This is a genomic window from Streptococcus suis (assembly GCF_016743335.1).
GTDB classification, from domain to species: Bacteria; Bacillota; Bacilli; order Lactobacillales; family Streptococcaceae; genus Streptococcus; species Streptococcus suis_Y.
The window spans coordinates 41568-56628 of record NZ_WCJE01000012.1; the positions used below are offsets into that span (position 1 = coordinate 41568).

At 39.6% G+C, this 15061-nt stretch carries 16 protein-coding genes; 14 read left to right on the forward strand and 2 right to left on the reverse strand.

Going from position 1 to position 15061, the window contains the following annotated elements; genetic code table 11:
- The first annotated feature begins 8 nt into the window (after positions 1-8).
- The 6 genes from pstB (at position 9) to F9856_RS05195 (ending at position 5675) form a co-directional block, all read left to right on the forward strand.
- The gene (gene pstB, locus F9856_RS05170; RefSeq protein WP_002937614.1) at positions 9-767 is read left to right on the forward strand and encodes a phosphate ABC transporter ATP-binding protein PstB; all 759 of its coding nucleotides are present in this window, start codon (positions 9-11) and stop codon (positions 765-767) included.
- 28 nt (positions 768-795) lie between these two features.
- Positions 796-1452, forward strand: coding sequence for a phosphate signaling complex protein PhoU (phoU, locus tag F9856_RS05175; RefSeq protein WP_002940865.1), 657 nt, complete (start codon positions 796-798; stop codon positions 1450-1452).
- A gap of 149 nt (positions 1453-1601) precedes the next feature.
- On the forward strand, positions 1602-2156 hold the full coding sequence (locus tag F9856_RS12150; protein ID WP_236659551.1) for a hypothetical protein: 555 nt from the start codon (positions 1602-1604) through the stop codon (positions 2154-2156).
- A gap of 145 nt (positions 2157-2301) precedes the next feature.
- On the forward strand, positions 2302-2973 hold the full coding sequence (locus tag F9856_RS05185) for a response regulator transcription factor (RefSeq protein WP_002940863.1): 672 nt from the start codon (positions 2302-2304) through the stop codon (positions 2971-2973).
- Entirely contained in the window at positions 2966-4345 is a 1380-nt protein-coding gene (locus F9856_RS05190; RefSeq protein ID WP_033875427.1) for a sensor histidine kinase, read from the forward strand. Before F9856_RS05185 ends, F9856_RS05190 begins: the two co-directional genes overlap by 8 nt.
- Positions 4346-4445: 100 nt before the next feature.
- Positions 4446-5675 carry a transglutaminase domain-containing protein gene (locus F9856_RS05195; protein WP_202105965.1) on the forward strand — a complete coding sequence of 410 codons (1230 nt, stop codon included), beginning with the start codon at positions 4446-4448 and terminating at the stop codon, positions 5673-5675.
- A gap of 226 nt (positions 5676-5901) precedes the next feature.
- Here the strand turns inward: F9856_RS05195 and rpsT are convergent, their stop codons facing one another.
- Positions 5902-6150 carry a 30S ribosomal protein S20 gene (gene rpsT, locus F9856_RS05200; protein WP_012027069.1) on the reverse strand — a complete coding sequence of 83 codons (249 nt, stop codon included), beginning with the start codon at positions 6148-6150 and terminating at the stop codon, positions 5902-5904.
- Positions 6151-6208: 58 nt separating this feature from the next.
- Positions 6209-7129, reverse strand: coding sequence for a type I pantothenate kinase (gene coaA, locus F9856_RS05205; protein WP_002940857.1), 921 nt, complete (start codon positions 7127-7129; stop codon positions 6209-6211).
- Positions 7130-7237: 108 nt separating this feature from the next.
- On the opposite strand from coaA, the gene F9856_RS05210 reads away from it, so the two are divergent.
- From F9856_RS05210 to F9856_RS05245, 8 genes are all read left to right on the forward strand, one after another.
- A complete protein-coding gene (locus F9856_RS05210) occupies positions 7238-7828 on the forward strand; it encodes a class I SAM-dependent methyltransferase (protein ID WP_024377687.1) in 591 nt (196 codons plus the stop codon).
- On the forward strand, positions 7825-9102 hold the full coding sequence (locus F9856_RS05215; RefSeq protein WP_002940851.1) for a pyrimidine-nucleoside phosphorylase: 1278 nt from the start codon (positions 7825-7827) through the stop codon (positions 9100-9102). Before F9856_RS05210 ends, F9856_RS05215 begins: the two co-directional genes overlap by 4 nt.
- A gap of 15 nt (positions 9103-9117) precedes the next feature.
- Positions 9118-9780 carry a deoxyribose-phosphate aldolase gene (deoC, locus tag F9856_RS05220; RefSeq protein ID WP_002935276.1) on the forward strand — a complete coding sequence of 221 codons (663 nt, stop codon included), beginning with the start codon at positions 9118-9120 and terminating at the stop codon, positions 9778-9780.
- On the forward strand, positions 9767-10156 hold the full coding sequence (locus F9856_RS05225) for a cytidine deaminase (RefSeq protein WP_002940839.1): 390 nt from the start codon (positions 9767-9769) through the stop codon (positions 10154-10156). Before deoC ends, F9856_RS05225 begins: the two co-directional genes overlap by 14 nt.
- 80 nt (positions 10157-10236) lie before the next feature.
- The gene (locus tag F9856_RS05230; RefSeq protein ID WP_192370165.1) at positions 10237-11304 is read left to right on the forward strand and encodes a BMP family lipoprotein; all 1068 of its coding nucleotides are present in this window, start codon (positions 10237-10239) and stop codon (positions 11302-11304) included.
- A gap of 194 nt (positions 11305-11498) precedes the next feature.
- Positions 11499-13034, forward strand: coding sequence for an ABC transporter ATP-binding protein (locus F9856_RS05235; RefSeq protein WP_002935272.1), 1536 nt, complete (start codon positions 11499-11501; stop codon positions 13032-13034).
- The gene (locus tag F9856_RS05240) at positions 13027-14088 is read left to right on the forward strand and encodes an ABC transporter permease (RefSeq protein WP_024379615.1); all 1062 of its coding nucleotides are present in this window, start codon (positions 13027-13029) and stop codon (positions 14086-14088) included. Before F9856_RS05235 ends, F9856_RS05240 begins: the two co-directional genes overlap by 8 nt.
- 1 nt (position 14089) lies before the next feature.
- Positions 14090-15043, forward strand: a complete 954-nt coding sequence (locus F9856_RS05245) for an ABC transporter permease (protein WP_012775589.1) — start codon at positions 14090-14092, stop codon at positions 15041-15043.
- Positions 15044-15061 lie beyond the last annotated feature (18 nt).

Genomic DNA, 15061 nt, shown 5'->3' on the forward strand with positions numbered 1-15061 from the left:
GGGAACAAATGACATCACCTATTTTACAAGTAAAAGATTTGTCTGTTTACTATAACAAGAAAAAAGCCTTGAATAATGTGTCAATCGATTTCTATCCAAATGAAATTACTGCTTTGATTGGACCATCTGGTTCTGGTAAGTCAACCCTCTTGCGTTCTATTAATCGTATGGGAGATTTAAACCCAGAGGTAACATTGACAGGTGCGATTGATTACAACGGAAAGAACATATACAGTCCTCGTACGGATACTGTTGATCTTCGTAAGGAAATCGGTATGGTATTCCAACAACCAAACCCATTCCCGATGTCTATCTATGAGAATGTCGTTTATGGTTTACGTATTAACGGTATCAAGGACAAGCAGGTCTTGGACGAAGCAGTTGAGCGTTCTTTGATTGGTGCATCTATTTGGAACGAGGTCAAAGATCGCTTGCATGACTCAGCAGTTGGACTTTCAGGTGGTCAGCAGCAACGTGTATGTGTGGCCCGCGTATTGGCAACAAGCCCAAAAATTATTTTGTTGGATGAGCCAACTTCAGCCCTTGACCCAATCTCAGCTGGTAAAATTGAGGACACACTTTATGGTCTGAAAGATAAGTATACAATGGTGCTAGTAACACGTTCTATGCAACAGGCATCACGTATTTCAGATCGAACAGGTTTCTTCCTTGATGGCGATTTGATAGAATACAATCTGACAAAAGAAATGTTCTTGAATCCTGCCAATAAAGAAACAGAAGACTACATTACAGGTAAGTTCGGCTAAGGCCTATAAGAAAAAGAAAGAGGTTCACATGTTAAGAGCTCAATTTGAAGAGGAATTAGGAAAACTTCATAACCAATTTTACGCCATGGGGAACGAAGTGTTGGCACAAATCAACAATGCCGTTCGTGCCTTTACAACACATGATCGTGAGTTGGCTAAAGAAGTGATTGAAGCAGACAAGAAAATTAATGCTTTCGAAGTAAAATTGGAGAAAAAATCACTTGAAATCATCGCCCTTCAACAACCAGTTTCTACAGATTTACGGAGTGTTATCACTGTTTTAAAAGCAACCAGCGACTTGGAGCGTATGGGGGATCATGCTGTGTCTATTGCAAAAGCTGCTATTCGGATGAAGGGCGAAGTTCGCATTCCTGTAGTCGAGGAAGAAGTCAAGAAAATGGGGAAAGAAGTTCGCAAACTTGTTGAGGAAACGCTCGAACTATATCTAGCAAACTCTGATGTTGAGGTCGCTTATGAAGTAGCGGCTCGTGACGAAATCGTCAATGACTTTTATTCAGCCATCCAAGAATTAACAACAGAAGAAATCAAGAAGAATCCAGAATCCTTGGTTGCTGGTCGTGACTATTTCCAAGTGTTGACTTACTTGGAACGTGTTGGTGACTATGCTAAAAATATCTGTGAGTGGGTTGTTTACCTACGAACAGGCGACATTACCGAATTGTAAGATGGAAGTCCGAAAGGACTTCTTTTAGTTTGCTTTAAGGAAAATGCAATGAATCTTTAGCTTGGTTTAAGTTTCTCATTCTATACTGTTCGTGTCATCAGGTGAGTAAAGACTCGCTATGATAAAATTTTATTGAAAAGAGGAATTTTATGTCAATGATCAATCAATTAAAGTCACAGTCGAAAACAGTTTTGGCAGCGGTTGCTATTACGGCAGCAACTGTAGGTTTTGCTGGAGGTATGAGCATTTCAAAATCTTCAACAGCTGTATCGACACAAAGCCAAGCTGCATTAGCTCAGAATGGAGCAACGAACGGACAAGCTAATTCAATCGCAGGTAATCAAATGCCGCCCGCCTCTAATGGTGGTATGCAAGGCATGCCACCTGGTCAAAATGGAGACACTCAAGGCCTGCCTCCAGGACAGAATGGGAATAGTCAAGGTATGACTCCACCAGATGCAACAGGCGAAACAACCCAAGGAATGCCATCTGGTCGAAACGGTGAGATGCGTGGTATGCCACCTGGTCAAAATGGCAATACCCAAGGCATGCCACCTGGACAAGGTACCTCCCCTCATGATGCAACAAGTGGAGCAACTCAGTCAAACTCGAGTACTTCTTCTGATGAAGTAAATGCTTTAAAAGAGAAGAATCAAGAAATAAAATCCCAAATTTCAGGTAGTTCTAGCACTTCAAACCAATAGGAAAAATTTGAGATAAGTGGTATAATGAATTAAACTCTGACAGAAATGCAGAGGCAACTTATTAAAGTGAAAAAATATGTTCAAAGACCAAGTTTTTACTTGTGTCTTTGAATTGTCTTTTAGATATTAGGTTAAGGAGATAGACATGATTAAGATTTTGTTAGTAGAAGACGATTTAAGCCTATCCAATTCAGTTTTTGACTTCCTAGATGATTTTGCGGATGTTATGCAAGTTTTTGATGGAGAAGAAGGAATCTATGAAGCGGAAACTGGTGTGTACGACTTAATTTTATTAGATTTAATGTTACCTGAAAAAGACGGCTTCCAAGTTTTGAAAGAGTTACGTGAAAAAGGTGTTACGACACCTGTTCTGATTACAACAGCCAAGGAAAGTCTAGAGGATAAAGGCCATGGTTTTGAATTGGGAGCTGATGACTACTTGACAAAACCGTTTTATTTAGAAGAATTGAAGATGCGAATTCAAGCTCTATTAAAACGATCGGGCAAGTTTAATGAAAACACACTGACTTATGGGGACGTGACCGTTGACTTATCGACAAACTCTACAACTGTAAATGGCGAAGAAGTTGAATTGCTAGGAAAAGAATTCGATCTACTAGTCTACTTCTTGCAAAATCAAAATGTTATCTTGCCAAAAACTCAAATTTTTGACCGTATTTGGGGATTTGACAGTGACACTACTATTTCAGTAGTAGAAGTATATGTTTCTAAAATTAGGAAAAAGTTGAAAGGAACGACCTTCGGGGAAAATCTTCAAACCCTGCGTAGTGTCGGATACATTCTAAAAAATGCCTAAGCGATTAAAAAAATTAATGTACACGGATAAATTTTCCTTCTTTATCCGTTATTTTGCAGTATTTACCCTGATTTTTGGTTTGATGACAGCTATCATTTTTCAATTAATGCGTTCAACTATGTATCAAAATTCAGATAATACCTTGAAACGGATTAAGGAAGAGCCAGCGATGGCTGTTGGTTTTGCAATCGCAAGAACCTATGAGCCTAACTCTGTCTTTATACTTCAAGATAGCCCAACTAGTGAAGAAACGACGAGCTCTAGCTCAGATAGCATGCCTGTTCCTAAAAATCAAAAAAATACTAGAGATGTAGAACAGCTGAAATTAGGTATCAATACTCATGTCTTACTCTATAGTAAAAGTGGAGAAATGGTCAATCCAGATACTTTTACTGGTTTGGCCGACCTACCGTTAGATAAGGAAAAATTGGGCGGAATTAAGGAAGCAACGGTTGAATCAAGCTTCGGTATGTCTGAAGATTATCGCTATGTGACGATTGAGCTGGCTACAGATGAACTAGGTTATTATTCGTCCTATGATATAAAATATGCGACAATTTTAGTGAATGTCAGCCAAATAAAATCCTCCATTGAGACCTATGAATCGACAGTTGCTATTGTTATGGTATCAGCTTGGCTCATTTCTATCTTGGCCAGTATTTACCTATCAAATCTTAGTATACGTCCGATTCTAATTAGCTATCAAAAGCAAAAAGACTTTGTTGAAAATGCTAGTCATGAGTTGCGTACGCCGTTGGCTGTTCTCCAAAATCGCTTGGAGAGCCTGTTTCGCCATCCCGAAGCGACGATTTTAGAGAGTAGTGAAAGCATCGGATCTAGTTTGGAAGAAGTTCGAAATATGCGATTATTGACAACGAACCTGCTCAATTTGGCTCGTCGTGATGATGGCTTAAAAGTTGATATGATCGATGTCCAACCCAACTATTTTGATGAAATCTTTGCTAATTACCTTATGATTGCCGAAGAAAATGGAAAAACACTAACAGTTAATAATTTGATTCATCAGCCGATTCGAACAGACAAGGTCTTGATTAAACAGTTGCTTACCATTTTATTTGACAATGCCATGAAGTATACCGATGATGATGGCAGAATTCAAATTACAGCTAATATCAAGGATAAATCTGTCTACTTCACAGTTGCCGACAATGGTTTGGGAATCAGCGATGCCGATAAGAAGAAAATCTTTGATCGCTTTTATCGAGTTGATAAGGCTAGAACGCGTCAAAAAGGTGGTTTCGGTCTAGGATTATCGCTGGCTCAGCAAATTATCAAGACACTAGGTGGGAAAATTTCTGTTAGAGATAACCAACCGAAAGGAACTATTTTTGAGGTAGGATTACCTAAATAAAACAATATTATTAGGCTAGGAAAATTCTAGTCTAATTTTTTTGTGTAGTTCGTCAGAAGCCTCCTAATTATGTTATACTTAAACAAGAATGGAGGTAAATATGAGGAAAGTTTCTCGTGGCGTTTTAACCATATTAATATCGGCGACAGTCCTTTCTGCTTGTTCAGGAGGAGGACAAGAGCTGAGTGAACGTTTGGAAGCAGTTAAAATTGAATTTTCTAAAGAAAAAAAGCAACTAGAAGCAGAATTAACAGCATTAAAAGAAGAGGTTCAAGGAAATTTCTACTACCAACAATTGGATACTGATAAGGAACGTCGTGTCTATCTCCAATTTGTTAATGGACTCAGCAAGCGGATGCAAGTGATCGATATTGATTCTGTTAATGATGAAATATATTCGCGCGTATATTTTTCTGTCGCCCATGATTATCCAGAATTTTACTGGCTAACAGATGAAGCAGCAATGGCTGGTGGAATTGATATATTGGATTTAGAAGAGCCGGTGTATCCGAGTGATTTATCTCCGACACAAAATAAAATAGAAGATGAAGTGAATAAGATACTTGCTCAGACACCAAAAGGGGCGGACTATGAGAAGGTTAAATATTTTTACGAGGTGATTATAAAGCAAACGGATTACGACCTTGAAGCCCTGCAGACCAAATCTGTCACGTGGAGAAGTCAAGGAATTACCAGTGTGCTATTAGATAAGAAATCCGTTTGTGCTGGCTATAGTCGCACCTTCCAATATCTATGTAAAAAAGCAGGCATTGATTGTATCTATGTTACAGGGATTGCAAAAAATGGGCAAAACGGTGAGTTTGGGCATGCTTGGAATCTAGTCAAGATAAATGGACAATACTATGGTGTTGATACGACTTGGGGAGATCCAGTTTTTGATCAAGCTATAAGTGGAGAAGCGCATACAGATATTTCATACGATTATCTATGTGTCCCTGATGAAATATTAGAGAGAAGTAGAATTGCTGATAGCGACCTACTCGACTACTGGGGAGAAGAACAATATTACGAACCTAGAGTATTGACCTATCCAAAGTGCACAGATAATTCATTGAATTACTATGTTCAAAAGGGAGTTTATTTCACAAGCTTTGATGAAGCTGCAATTTTACAGTCCATCATTGACCAGCGACTACAAGGTACGGATAAAGTAGTCTTGCAATTCGGAACAGCAGAAGCAATGCAACAAATGATTACATTGGCCTCTACTGAAAATAATGCTATTTTTCAGGCTTTGGGCGATGTAGGAGAGTATCAGTACTATTATAATGACAAAACCTATACATTTGAACTGGCAGATTGGTTCTAACGAATTAGTTTGAATCTCTAGGAGCGTGTTCTTCCCTAATAATAAAAAATAGGGAGCGGGAAAGACATCCATGGTGGCTCCGCCCTCACCCACAGAATAATGAAAACAAACATAAAGCCCTCACTAGGTGTATAATCTTAGTGAGGGCTTTGTGGTTGACGAGTTAAGGATGTTACTCATCGAGGGGAAAAATAAAAAAAAGGAAACCCAAAGGTTTCTCTTTTAATTAAGCAAGTTTTGATGCAAGACGTGCTTTATCGCGGCTTGCTTTGTTTTTGTGAATCAAACCTTTAGTTTCTGCTTTATCGATTGCTGAACTAGCAGCACGGAAAAGCTCTTCAGATGGGTTAGCTTCAAATGCTTTGATTGCAGTACGCATAGCTGATTTTTGTGCTGAGTTTTTCTCGTTTTGTTTAACGTTCAATTCAGCGCGTTTGATAGCTGACTTAATGTTTGCCAATGGTTTCACCTCCACCCTTTCTTGTACTAACTATACCATTATATCTGAAAAGAGTATTTTTGACAAGTGAAATTTATTTTTTTAGATAAATTTTATCAATCTCATGGTTTTCGGCCTTATGAAGAATAATATCAGCACGGTTTCTGGTTGGTTCAATGAATTTTTCTAAGTTAGCTAGATTAATATTTTTCCAAGTATTCTGGGCAATAGATAGAATCTCAGGGTACGTCATCTGGGTAAAACGATGGTAATAGTTGTTAGGGTCATTTTTTGCCAATGTCAATAATTTTTGGAATCGCTCCAAGTACCAGGTTTCAATATGCTCCACATCAGCGTCAACGTATATAGATAGGTCAAAATAGTCACTGACATAGAGGCGCTGGTTTTGTGGATTTTGAAATACATTGATTCCTTCAACAATCAAGAAATCTGGAGACTTAATATCCTGAGTTTTGTTGGGGACAATATCATAGATTTCATGTGAATAGACAGGAATTTGGCAGTCGTAGCCGTTTTTTATCTTATCAAGGAAATCAATCAATTTCTCCATGTCATAGGATTCAGGAAAACCTTTTTTATTTAACAGTTGCCGTTCTTCTAAGACCGCATTTGGATGGAGAAAACCATCTGTTGTCACTAATTCAACCTTGGCGTGTTTAAAAGTCCGAGCAATAAGAATTTGCAACAATCTACTAGTTGTTGATTTGCCGACAGCAACACTTCCAGAAACACCAATGATAAATGGTTGTGGCTTGATAGTCTTTTGTAGAAATAAACTCTTCGTAAAATTGAGGTCTTTGCGTGCTTTCCGATAGATATGGATAAGATTAACCAAAGGAAGATAGATGTCAGAAACCTCATGTAATTGAATGCGGTCGTTAAAACTTTTAATAGAATTTAGTTCGCTTTGACTAAGTGGAATGGTAGTCTTACGGTGTAGTTGTTGCCAAGTGGCTCGGTCAATTTGTTCAAAATTTAAAAATTCGTTTTTCATACATAATTCTTCCTATAGGTAAGCGTTTCAATATCGATTTCATTTTATCATATTTTTCATGTAAGAAAAACTCTTGAAAACGTTTTTAGGAAATGTTATAATAAGTACATGTCCAATATGTATTACGAAAAAAATCCTACAGTAGCACATGATATTCATGAAATCCACGTAAACTTACTAGACACCCCAATGTCTTTCATGACAGATGCAGGTGTTTTTAGCAAGAAGATGGTTGATTATGGTAGTCAAGTGCTTTTAAAAACCCTTCATTTTGAAAAAGGAGCATCGGTGTTGGATGTTGGTTGTGGTTATGGACCAATTGGTTTGACACTTGCTAAGGTGTTCAGCACCAAGACAACACTGATTGATATTAATAGCAGAGCTTTGGATTTAGCTACAAAAAATGCTGAGAGGAATGGTGTTACCGCTAAAATTTATCAATCCAATATCTACGAAAACGTGGACGAAACATTCAATCATATTGTTTCAAATCCACCTATTCGGGCCGGAAAATCGGTTGTACATGAAGTAATTGCTGGCGCTTTTCAACGCTTAGAGGCAAACGGAACCTTGACCATTGTCGTTCAAAAGAAACAAGGTGCACCGAGTGCCAAGGCTAAGATGGAAGAGGTGTTCGGCAACTGCCAGATAATAAAGAAAGACAAGGGTTACTACATCCTTGAAAGTGTGAGAGAATGAGAGCAGTTGATTTAATTCAAAAAAAGCGTGATGGCTTAGAACTATCGTCTGAAGAAATCAAATGGTTGATTGATGGATATGTAGCTGGGACAGTACCGGATTATCAAATGTCAGCCTTGGCGATGGCGATTTATTTCAAAGGGATGTCAACACGTGAGATTTCTGATTTGACAATGTCTATGGTTGCAACGGGTGAACAGATTGATTTGTCTGCAATTCCAGGCATCAAAGTAGATAAGCATTCTACAGGTGGTGTCGGAGATAAGGTCACACTCATCTTAGCGCCATTGGTAGCAAGTTTTGATATTCCAGTTGCAAAGATGAGCGGTCGTGGACTTGGTCATACTGGCGGAACCTTGGATAAGTTAGAGTCAATCAAAGGATACCAGATTGAAGTTAGTCAAGAAGATTTCATCAAGCAAGTTCAAGATACTGGTGTTGCAGTTATCGGACAGTCAGACAATCTTGTCAAAGCTGATAAATTGCTCTATGCCCTTCGAGATGTGACAGCAACCGTTGACATTATTCCACTGATTGCAAGCTCGGTAATGTCTAAGAAAATTGCCGCAGGTGCGGATGCGATTCTTCTAGATGTAACAGTGGGAGAAGGTGCCTTCATGAAGACCGTTGAAGAAGCACGGGTTCTAGCTCAAACCATGGTGGATCTTGGCAAGGCGGTTGGGCGTAAGACAGTTGCTGTTTTGACTGACATGTCTCAACCAGTTGGAACTTCGATTGGAAATCGTTTGGAAATTTTAGAAGCTATTGAAATTTTACAGGGTAAAGGTCGAGAAGATGTTACCGAATTTATCTGTGAACTAGCCCAAATTATGTTGGGGCTTGCAAATGTTGAGAAAAGCATTGAAGAAGTACGCCAACATATTGACAATGGTGCAGCTTTGAAGAAATTTGAAGAGATGGTCCTTGCTCAAGGTGGTGACTTAGAAGATTTATATCGTCCAGTTCAGGTTACACAGCAAGTTCCAGTTCTTGCGGAGGAGGATGGATACCTTGTAGGGCTTCCTGCGTTGGAATTCGGTCTCTTTGCAATGAAACTTGGTGCAGGTCGCGCAGTCAAGACAGACGATTTAGATTATGAAACAGGTATTGTCTTCCATAAGAAAGTAGGGGAAGCTGTTTCTAAGGGTGAACAAATCGCAACGATTTATGCCAATGAAAATATTTCGGAAAACATGCTTACAAATTTCCAAAAAAATGTTAAAATAGATAAAGAAAGTGTAAAAACGAAAGAAATCATAGAGATTATTTCTTAATATACGGAGAAAACTATGAAATTGAATAAATATATTGACCATACAATCTTGAAACCTGAGACAACACAAGAGCAGGTTGAAAAGATTTTGGCAGAAGCAAAAGAATATGATTTTGCAAGTGTCTGTGTTAACCCAACTTGGGTTGCTTTAGCAGCTGAAAGCTTGAAAGATAGTGATGTAAAAGTTTGTACGGTTATTGGTTTCCCTCTCGGAGCAAACACACCTGCTGTAAAAGCATTCGAAACAAAAGATGCAATTTCAAATGGAGCAGATGAGATTGACATGGTTATCAATATCGGTGCTCTGAAAACTGGAAATTACGATTTGGTTTTGGAGGATATTAAAGCTGTTGTAGCAGCAAGTGGTGATAAACTAGTCAAAGTTATCATCGAAGCATGCCTCCTTACTGATGATGAGAAAGTGAAAGCTTGTCAATTATCTCAAGAAGCTGGTGCGGACTATGTTAAAACCTCTACAGGATTTTCTACAGGCGGTGCTACAGTAGCGGATGTTGCCTTAATGAGAAAAACAGTAGGTCCTGACATGGGAGTGAAGGCTTCAGGTGGTGCACGTTCGTATGAAGATGCCATTGCCTTTATCGAAGCAGGAGCGTCTCGTATTGGTGCGTCATCAGGCGTGGCAATCATGAATGGAGCACAGGCGGATGGAGACTATTGATTTAATTGAATTGGCTGTAAAAAACAGTCAAAAAGCATACGTACCGTACTCAAAATTTCCAGTTAGTGCAGTTCTTGTAGCTAAGACAGGGGAAATATTTACGGGTGTAAACATTGAAAATGCAAGCTTTGGTTTGACCAATTGCGCTGAAAGGACAGCTATTTTCAAGGCCATTTCTGAAGGTGTGAAAGATTTTTCTGAGATCATTATTTATGGCGAAACAGAAAAGCCAATATCTCCTTGTGGAGCTTGTCGCCAAGTTATGGCAGAATTTTTTGATAAGGATTTAAAAGTGACCTTGGTCGCTAAAGATAAATCGACAGTCGAGATGACAGTCGGGGAATTACTTCCATATTCCTTTACAGACTTAACCTAGTCTGTATGACAGTCATTTGACTGTAGCAATATTACTCTGCAACAATATAGTTGCAAAAAGATTTTTAGGAGGGTTCAGAAATGAACAAGAAACTTGTTGGACTTGGTCTAGCAGCTGTTGCGGCTGTATCTTTGGCTGCATGTGGTAACCGTGCTTCAAAAAGCAGTAGCTCAGAAGCATCTTCATCAGCGGACACATCTGTGAAAGCTGCTATCGTTACTGACATTGGTGGTGTTGATGACCGTTCATTCAACCAATCTGCATGGGAAGGTCTTCAAGAATGGGGTAATGCAGCTGGTCTTTCTAAAGGTAATGGCTACGATTACTTCCAATCAGCTAGTGAATCAGATTATATCACAAACCTTGATTCAGCTGTTGCTGGTGGTTACAATCTTGTGTTCGGTATTGGTTTTGCCTTGGAGAGTGCGATTGCTGAGGTTGCACCAAATAATCCTGACACACACTATGTAATCGTGGATAGTGTTGTTCCAGATCAAGACAACGTAGTCAGCGTAGGTTTCGCAGACCATGAAGCATCATATCTTGCTGGTGTTGCTGCAGCTAAGTCAACTAAGACAAACCACGTAGGTTTCATCGGTGGTATGGAAGGTGTTATCATCGATCGCTTTGAAGCTGGTTTCGTTGCGGGTGCTAAGTCTGTAAACAAAGACATCAAGATTACAGTTGACTATGCTGGTTCATTTGGTGATGCTGCTAAAGGTCAAACTCTTGCAGCTGCTCAATATGCTGCAGGTGCAGATGTTATCTTCCACGCTTCTGGTGGTACTGGTAACGGTGTATTTGCTGCTGCTAAAGCAGAAAATGAAACTCGTAATGAAGCAGATAAAGTTTGGGTAATCGGTGTTGACCGTGACCAATCAGCAGAAGGTGAATATACTTCTAAAGATGGTAAGTCTTCTAACTTTGTATTGGCTTCAACTTTGAAACAAGTTGGTACTTCAGTTAAAGATATTGCAACTAAAGCTGTCGCAGGTGAATTCCCTGGTGGTCAAGTACTTCGATTCTCATTGAAAGATAAAGGTGTTGAATTGGCAGAAACTAACCTTTCAGAAGATGCTTCTAAAGCAGTTGCAGATGCTAAGCAAGCTATCTTGGATGGCAAAGTAGAAGTTCCTGAAAAACCTTAATGAATTTCTTTTCGACAATTCCGATTCGGCGACCCGACGGGGTCGCCGTTTTCGGGCTGAGATTTTTCTCAGTAAAGCCTATCAGCTATGGTAGGTTTTACTGACAAAAATGGTATAGTTGATGAAGAATTTTAAGGTACTAAAGTGGTACTGAAGAATTTTCAGAAGGCTATAGTCAGAAAGGATAATAGATTATGACTAAGGATTATGTCATTGAAATGCGCAATATCACTAAGATATTTGGTGAATTTGTAGCAAATGACCACATCAATTTGAATGTCAGACGTGGTGAAATCCATGCCCTTCTTGGTGAGAATGGTGCGGGTAAATCTACTCTGATGAACATGCTTGCTGGCTTGTTGGAACCTACAAGCGGTGAAATTGTTATCAACGGTCAATCCGTGAAGATTGACTCTCCATCCAAAGCAGCCCAATTGGGGATTGGTATGGTGCACCAACATTTTATGTTGGTTGATGCTTTCACAGTTGCTGAGAACATCATTCTTGGTTCTGAAACCACCAAAGGTGGCGTGATTGACCTTAAAAAAGCTATCGCAGAAATTAAAGAACTTTCTGCTAAATATGGTCTTGAAGTTGATCCAACTGCAAAGGTTGCAGATATTTCTGTGGGTGCACAACAACGTGTAGAAATCCTTAAAACACTTTACCGTGGAGCAGACCTTTTAATTTTTGATGAGCCGACAGCTGTATTGACCCCTGCGGAAATTGCAGAGCTCTTGAAAATTATGAAAGCCTTGGTTGAAGAAGGTAAATCTATTATTTTGATTACGCACAAATTGGATGAAATTCGTGCAGTTGCCGATAGTGTAACAGTTATTCGTCGAGGTAAATCAATCGAAACAGTTGCCGTTGAAGGAGCAACAAACCAAGATTTGGCTGAGTGGATGGTTGGACGTTCCGTTTCCTTTAAAACAGAGAAAGTTGAAGCGAGTCCTAAAGAAGTCATTTTGTCAATTAAGGATTTGGTTGTCAATGAAAACCGTGGTATTCCAGCAGTTAAGGGCTTATCGCTTGATGTTCGAGCAGGTGAGGTTGTTGGTATTGCCGGTATCGACGGAAACGGTCAAAGTGAGTTGATTCAGGCAATCACTGGTTTACGTAAGGTAAAATCTGGCTCAATCACTATCAAAGGTGAGGAAGTAGTTGGTAAAACTCCACGTAAAATTACAGAAATGCAAGTAAGCCACGTTCCCGAAGATCGTCATCGCGATGGACTCGTTCTTCCGATGACTGTTGCTGAGAACTTTGCGCTTCAAACTTACTATAAAGAACCGATTTCAAAAAATGGTATCTTGAACTATAATATCATTAATGAAAAAGCACGCGCGTTAATGGAAGAATTTGACGTTCGTGGGGCGAGTGAACTCGTCCCAATCAAGGCTCTTTCAGGCGGTAACCAGCAAAAAGCTATCATCGCGCGTGAAATCGATCGCAACCCAGACCTTTTCATTGTTAGCCAACCAACACGCGGTTTGGACGTTGGTGCTATTGAGTATATTCGTAAACGTCTCATTGCAGAACGTGATAAGGGTAAGGCTGTTCTTGTTGTCAGCTTCGAATTGGATGAAATTTTGGATGTATCAGATAGAATTGCTGTTATCCATGATGGTGTCATCCATGGTATTGTTGAACCTGCTAAGACCAATAAACAAGAGTTAGGTGTCTTGATGGCAGGTGGACATATTGAGAAGGGAGAAGAACATGCTTAATAAATATAAGAATTTGGCCCTTCCCTTAATGGCTGTGGTCAGCGGTATCCTACTTGGAGCGATTGTCATGCTTGTTTTTGGCTACGATCCAATTTGGGGCTATGAAGAGTTATTCTATTCAGCTTTTGGTAATATCAAATCAATTGGTGAAATTTTCCGTGCAATGGCACCACTTGTTTTCACTGCTCTCGGTTTCGCAGTAGCTAGTCGTGCAGGTTTCTTCAACGTTGGTTTATCTGGTCAGGCCTATGTTGGTTGGGTTTTTGCTGGATGGTTTGCCTTGGCAAATCCTGACTTACCACGTCCAGTTTTGATTTTGGGAACAGTCTTAATTGCCATGTTGGCAGGCGGTATTGCTGGAGCTATTCCAGGTATTCTACGTGCCTATTTGGGAACAAGTGAAGTTATCGTTACGATTATGATGAACTACATCTTACTCTATTCATGTAACTATATCATTCGTGATGTATTTGCAGATAGTTTGATGAAGAATACAGACTCGACAGTTAACGTGTCAGCAAATGCCTCTTACCAAACAGAGTGGCTCCGTGCATTGACAGATAACTCACGTATGAATATTGGTATTTTCTTTGCCATTATTGCAGTTTTTGTGATTTGGTTCCTATTGACCAAAACGACTCTTGGTTTTGAGATTCGCTCAGTGGGGCTTAACCCAACAGCATCGGATTATGCGGGTATGTCTGCGAAACGTACGATTATTCTATCTATGGTTATTTCAGGTGCTCTTGCGGGTCTTGGGGGAGCTATCCAAGGTTTGGGTACTTTCCAAAACGTTTATATCCAAAGCGGTAACTTGGATATTGGTTTTAATGGTATGTCAGTAGCGCTTTTAGCTTCTAATTCACCGTTAGGTATTCCATTGGCTGCCTTTCTATTCGGTGTTCTTTCTGTCGGTGCCCCAGGTATGGTACGTGCACAGATTCCACCTGAATTGATCAACGTTGTTACGGCATCAATCATTTTCTTTATCGGTGTGAAATTTATTTTTGAACAATTATTAAAATCTAGAAATAAAGCGAAAGGAGCGAAATAAGATGAATGTTTCAATTCTTGCCTTACTCATTTCGCAAATGTTGATTTATTCAGCACCCTTAATCTTTACCAGTCTTGGAGGAGTTTTCTCTGAACGCGGTGGTATTGTAAACGTTGGTCTAGAAGGAATCATGGTTATCGGTGCCTTTGCTGGTGTTGTTTTCAATATCGAATTTGCAGGGACATTTGGTAATGCTACTCCATTATTAGCTGTTATTGTAGGAGGTCTTGCTGGTGTTGTCTTTGCAGCTATTCATGCGATGGCGACGATTAATTTCCGTGCAGACCACGTTGTATCAGGTACGGTGTTGAACCTTTTGGCTCCAGCATTGGGAGTTTTCCTAGTCAAGGTTATCTATAATAAGGGTCAAACTGATAGTATTACTGAATCATTTGGTAAATTTTCATTCCCTATCTTGGCAGATATTCCAATCATTGGTGAAATTTTCTTCAAAAATACAAGCTTGATGGGTTATGTAGCTATTGCAACAGCATTTCTTGCTTGGTTCATCCTTTATAAAACCAAGTTCGGTTTGCGCCTTCGTTCAGTAGGTGAACATCCGCAGGCAGCGGATACTTTGGGAATCAATGTCTACGCTATGCGTTATGCAGGTGTGTTGATTGCTGGTTTCCTTGGTGGTGTTGGTGGAGCTGTAAGTGCTCAATCAGTGAATATCAACTTCTCTGCAACAACAATCGTAGGTTCAGGTTTCATCGCTCTAGCAGCTGTAATTTTCGGTAAGTGGAATCCAATTGGCGCTATGCTCGCCAGTCTATTCTTCGGTCTTTCGCAAAGTTTGGCAGTAGTGGGTGGACAATTACCAGGATTGAAAGATATTCCAACGGTTTATCTTCAAATTGCACCATATTTGATTACTGTTATTGCTCTGTCTGCTTTCTTTGGTAAAGCAGTCGCTCCTAAAGCAGACGGTATCAACTATATCAAATCTAAATAAAAAGGTCCAGTGGACCTT

Excerpts from the sequence above, each read along its gene's own strand:
- F9856_RS05235 (WP_002935272.1), top strand. The coding sequence starts at position 11,499 with ATGACTAAGGATTATGTCATTGAAATGCGCAATATCACTAAGATATTT.
- F9856_RS05225 (WP_002940839.1), top strand. The coding sequence starts at position 9,767 with ATGGAGACTATTGATTTAATTGAATTGGCTGTAAAAAACAGTCAAAAA.
- pstB (WP_002937614.1), top strand. The coding sequence starts at position 9 with ATGACATCACCTATTTTACAAGTAAAAGATTTGTCTGTTTACTATAAC.
- F9856_RS05185 (WP_002940863.1), top strand. The coding sequence starts at position 2,302 with ATGATTAAGATTTTGTTAGTAGAAGACGATTTAAGCCTATCCAATTCA.
- F9856_RS05210 (WP_024377687.1), top strand. The coding sequence starts at position 7,238 with ATGTCCAATATGTATTACGAAAAAAATCCTACAGTAGCACATGATATT.
- deoC (WP_002935276.1), top strand. The coding sequence starts at position 9,118 with ATGAAATTGAATAAATATATTGACCATACAATCTTGAAACCTGAGACA.
- F9856_RS05215 (WP_002940851.1), top strand. The coding sequence starts at position 7,825 with ATGAGAGCAGTTGATTTAATTCAAAAAAAGCGTGATGGCTTAGAACTA.
- F9856_RS05245 (WP_012775589.1), top strand. The coding sequence starts at position 14,090 with ATGAATGTTTCAATTCTTGCCTTACTCATTTCGCAAATGTTGATTTAT.
- F9856_RS05190 (WP_033875427.1), top strand. The coding sequence starts at position 2,966 with ATGCCTAAGCGATTAAAAAAATTAATGTACACGGATAAATTTTCCTTC.
- F9856_RS05240 (WP_024379615.1), top strand. The coding sequence starts at position 13,027 with ATGCTTAATAAATATAAGAATTTGGCCCTTCCCTTAATGGCTGTGGTC.
- F9856_RS05195 (WP_202105965.1), top strand. The coding sequence starts at position 4,446 with ATGAGGAAAGTTTCTCGTGGCGTTTTAACCATATTAATATCGGCGACA.
- F9856_RS05230 (WP_192370165.1), top strand. The coding sequence starts at position 10,237 with ATGAACAAGAAACTTGTTGGACTTGGTCTAGCAGCTGTTGCGGCTGTA.
- coaA (WP_002940857.1), bottom strand. The coding sequence starts at position 7,129 with ATGAAAAACGAATTTTTAAATTTTGAACAAATTGACCGAGCCACTTGG.
- phoU (WP_002940865.1), top strand. The coding sequence starts at position 796 with ATGTTAAGAGCTCAATTTGAAGAGGAATTAGGAAAACTTCATAACCAA.
- F9856_RS12150 (WP_236659551.1), top strand. The coding sequence starts at position 1,602 with ATGTCAATGATCAATCAATTAAAGTCACAGTCGAAAACAGTTTTGGCA.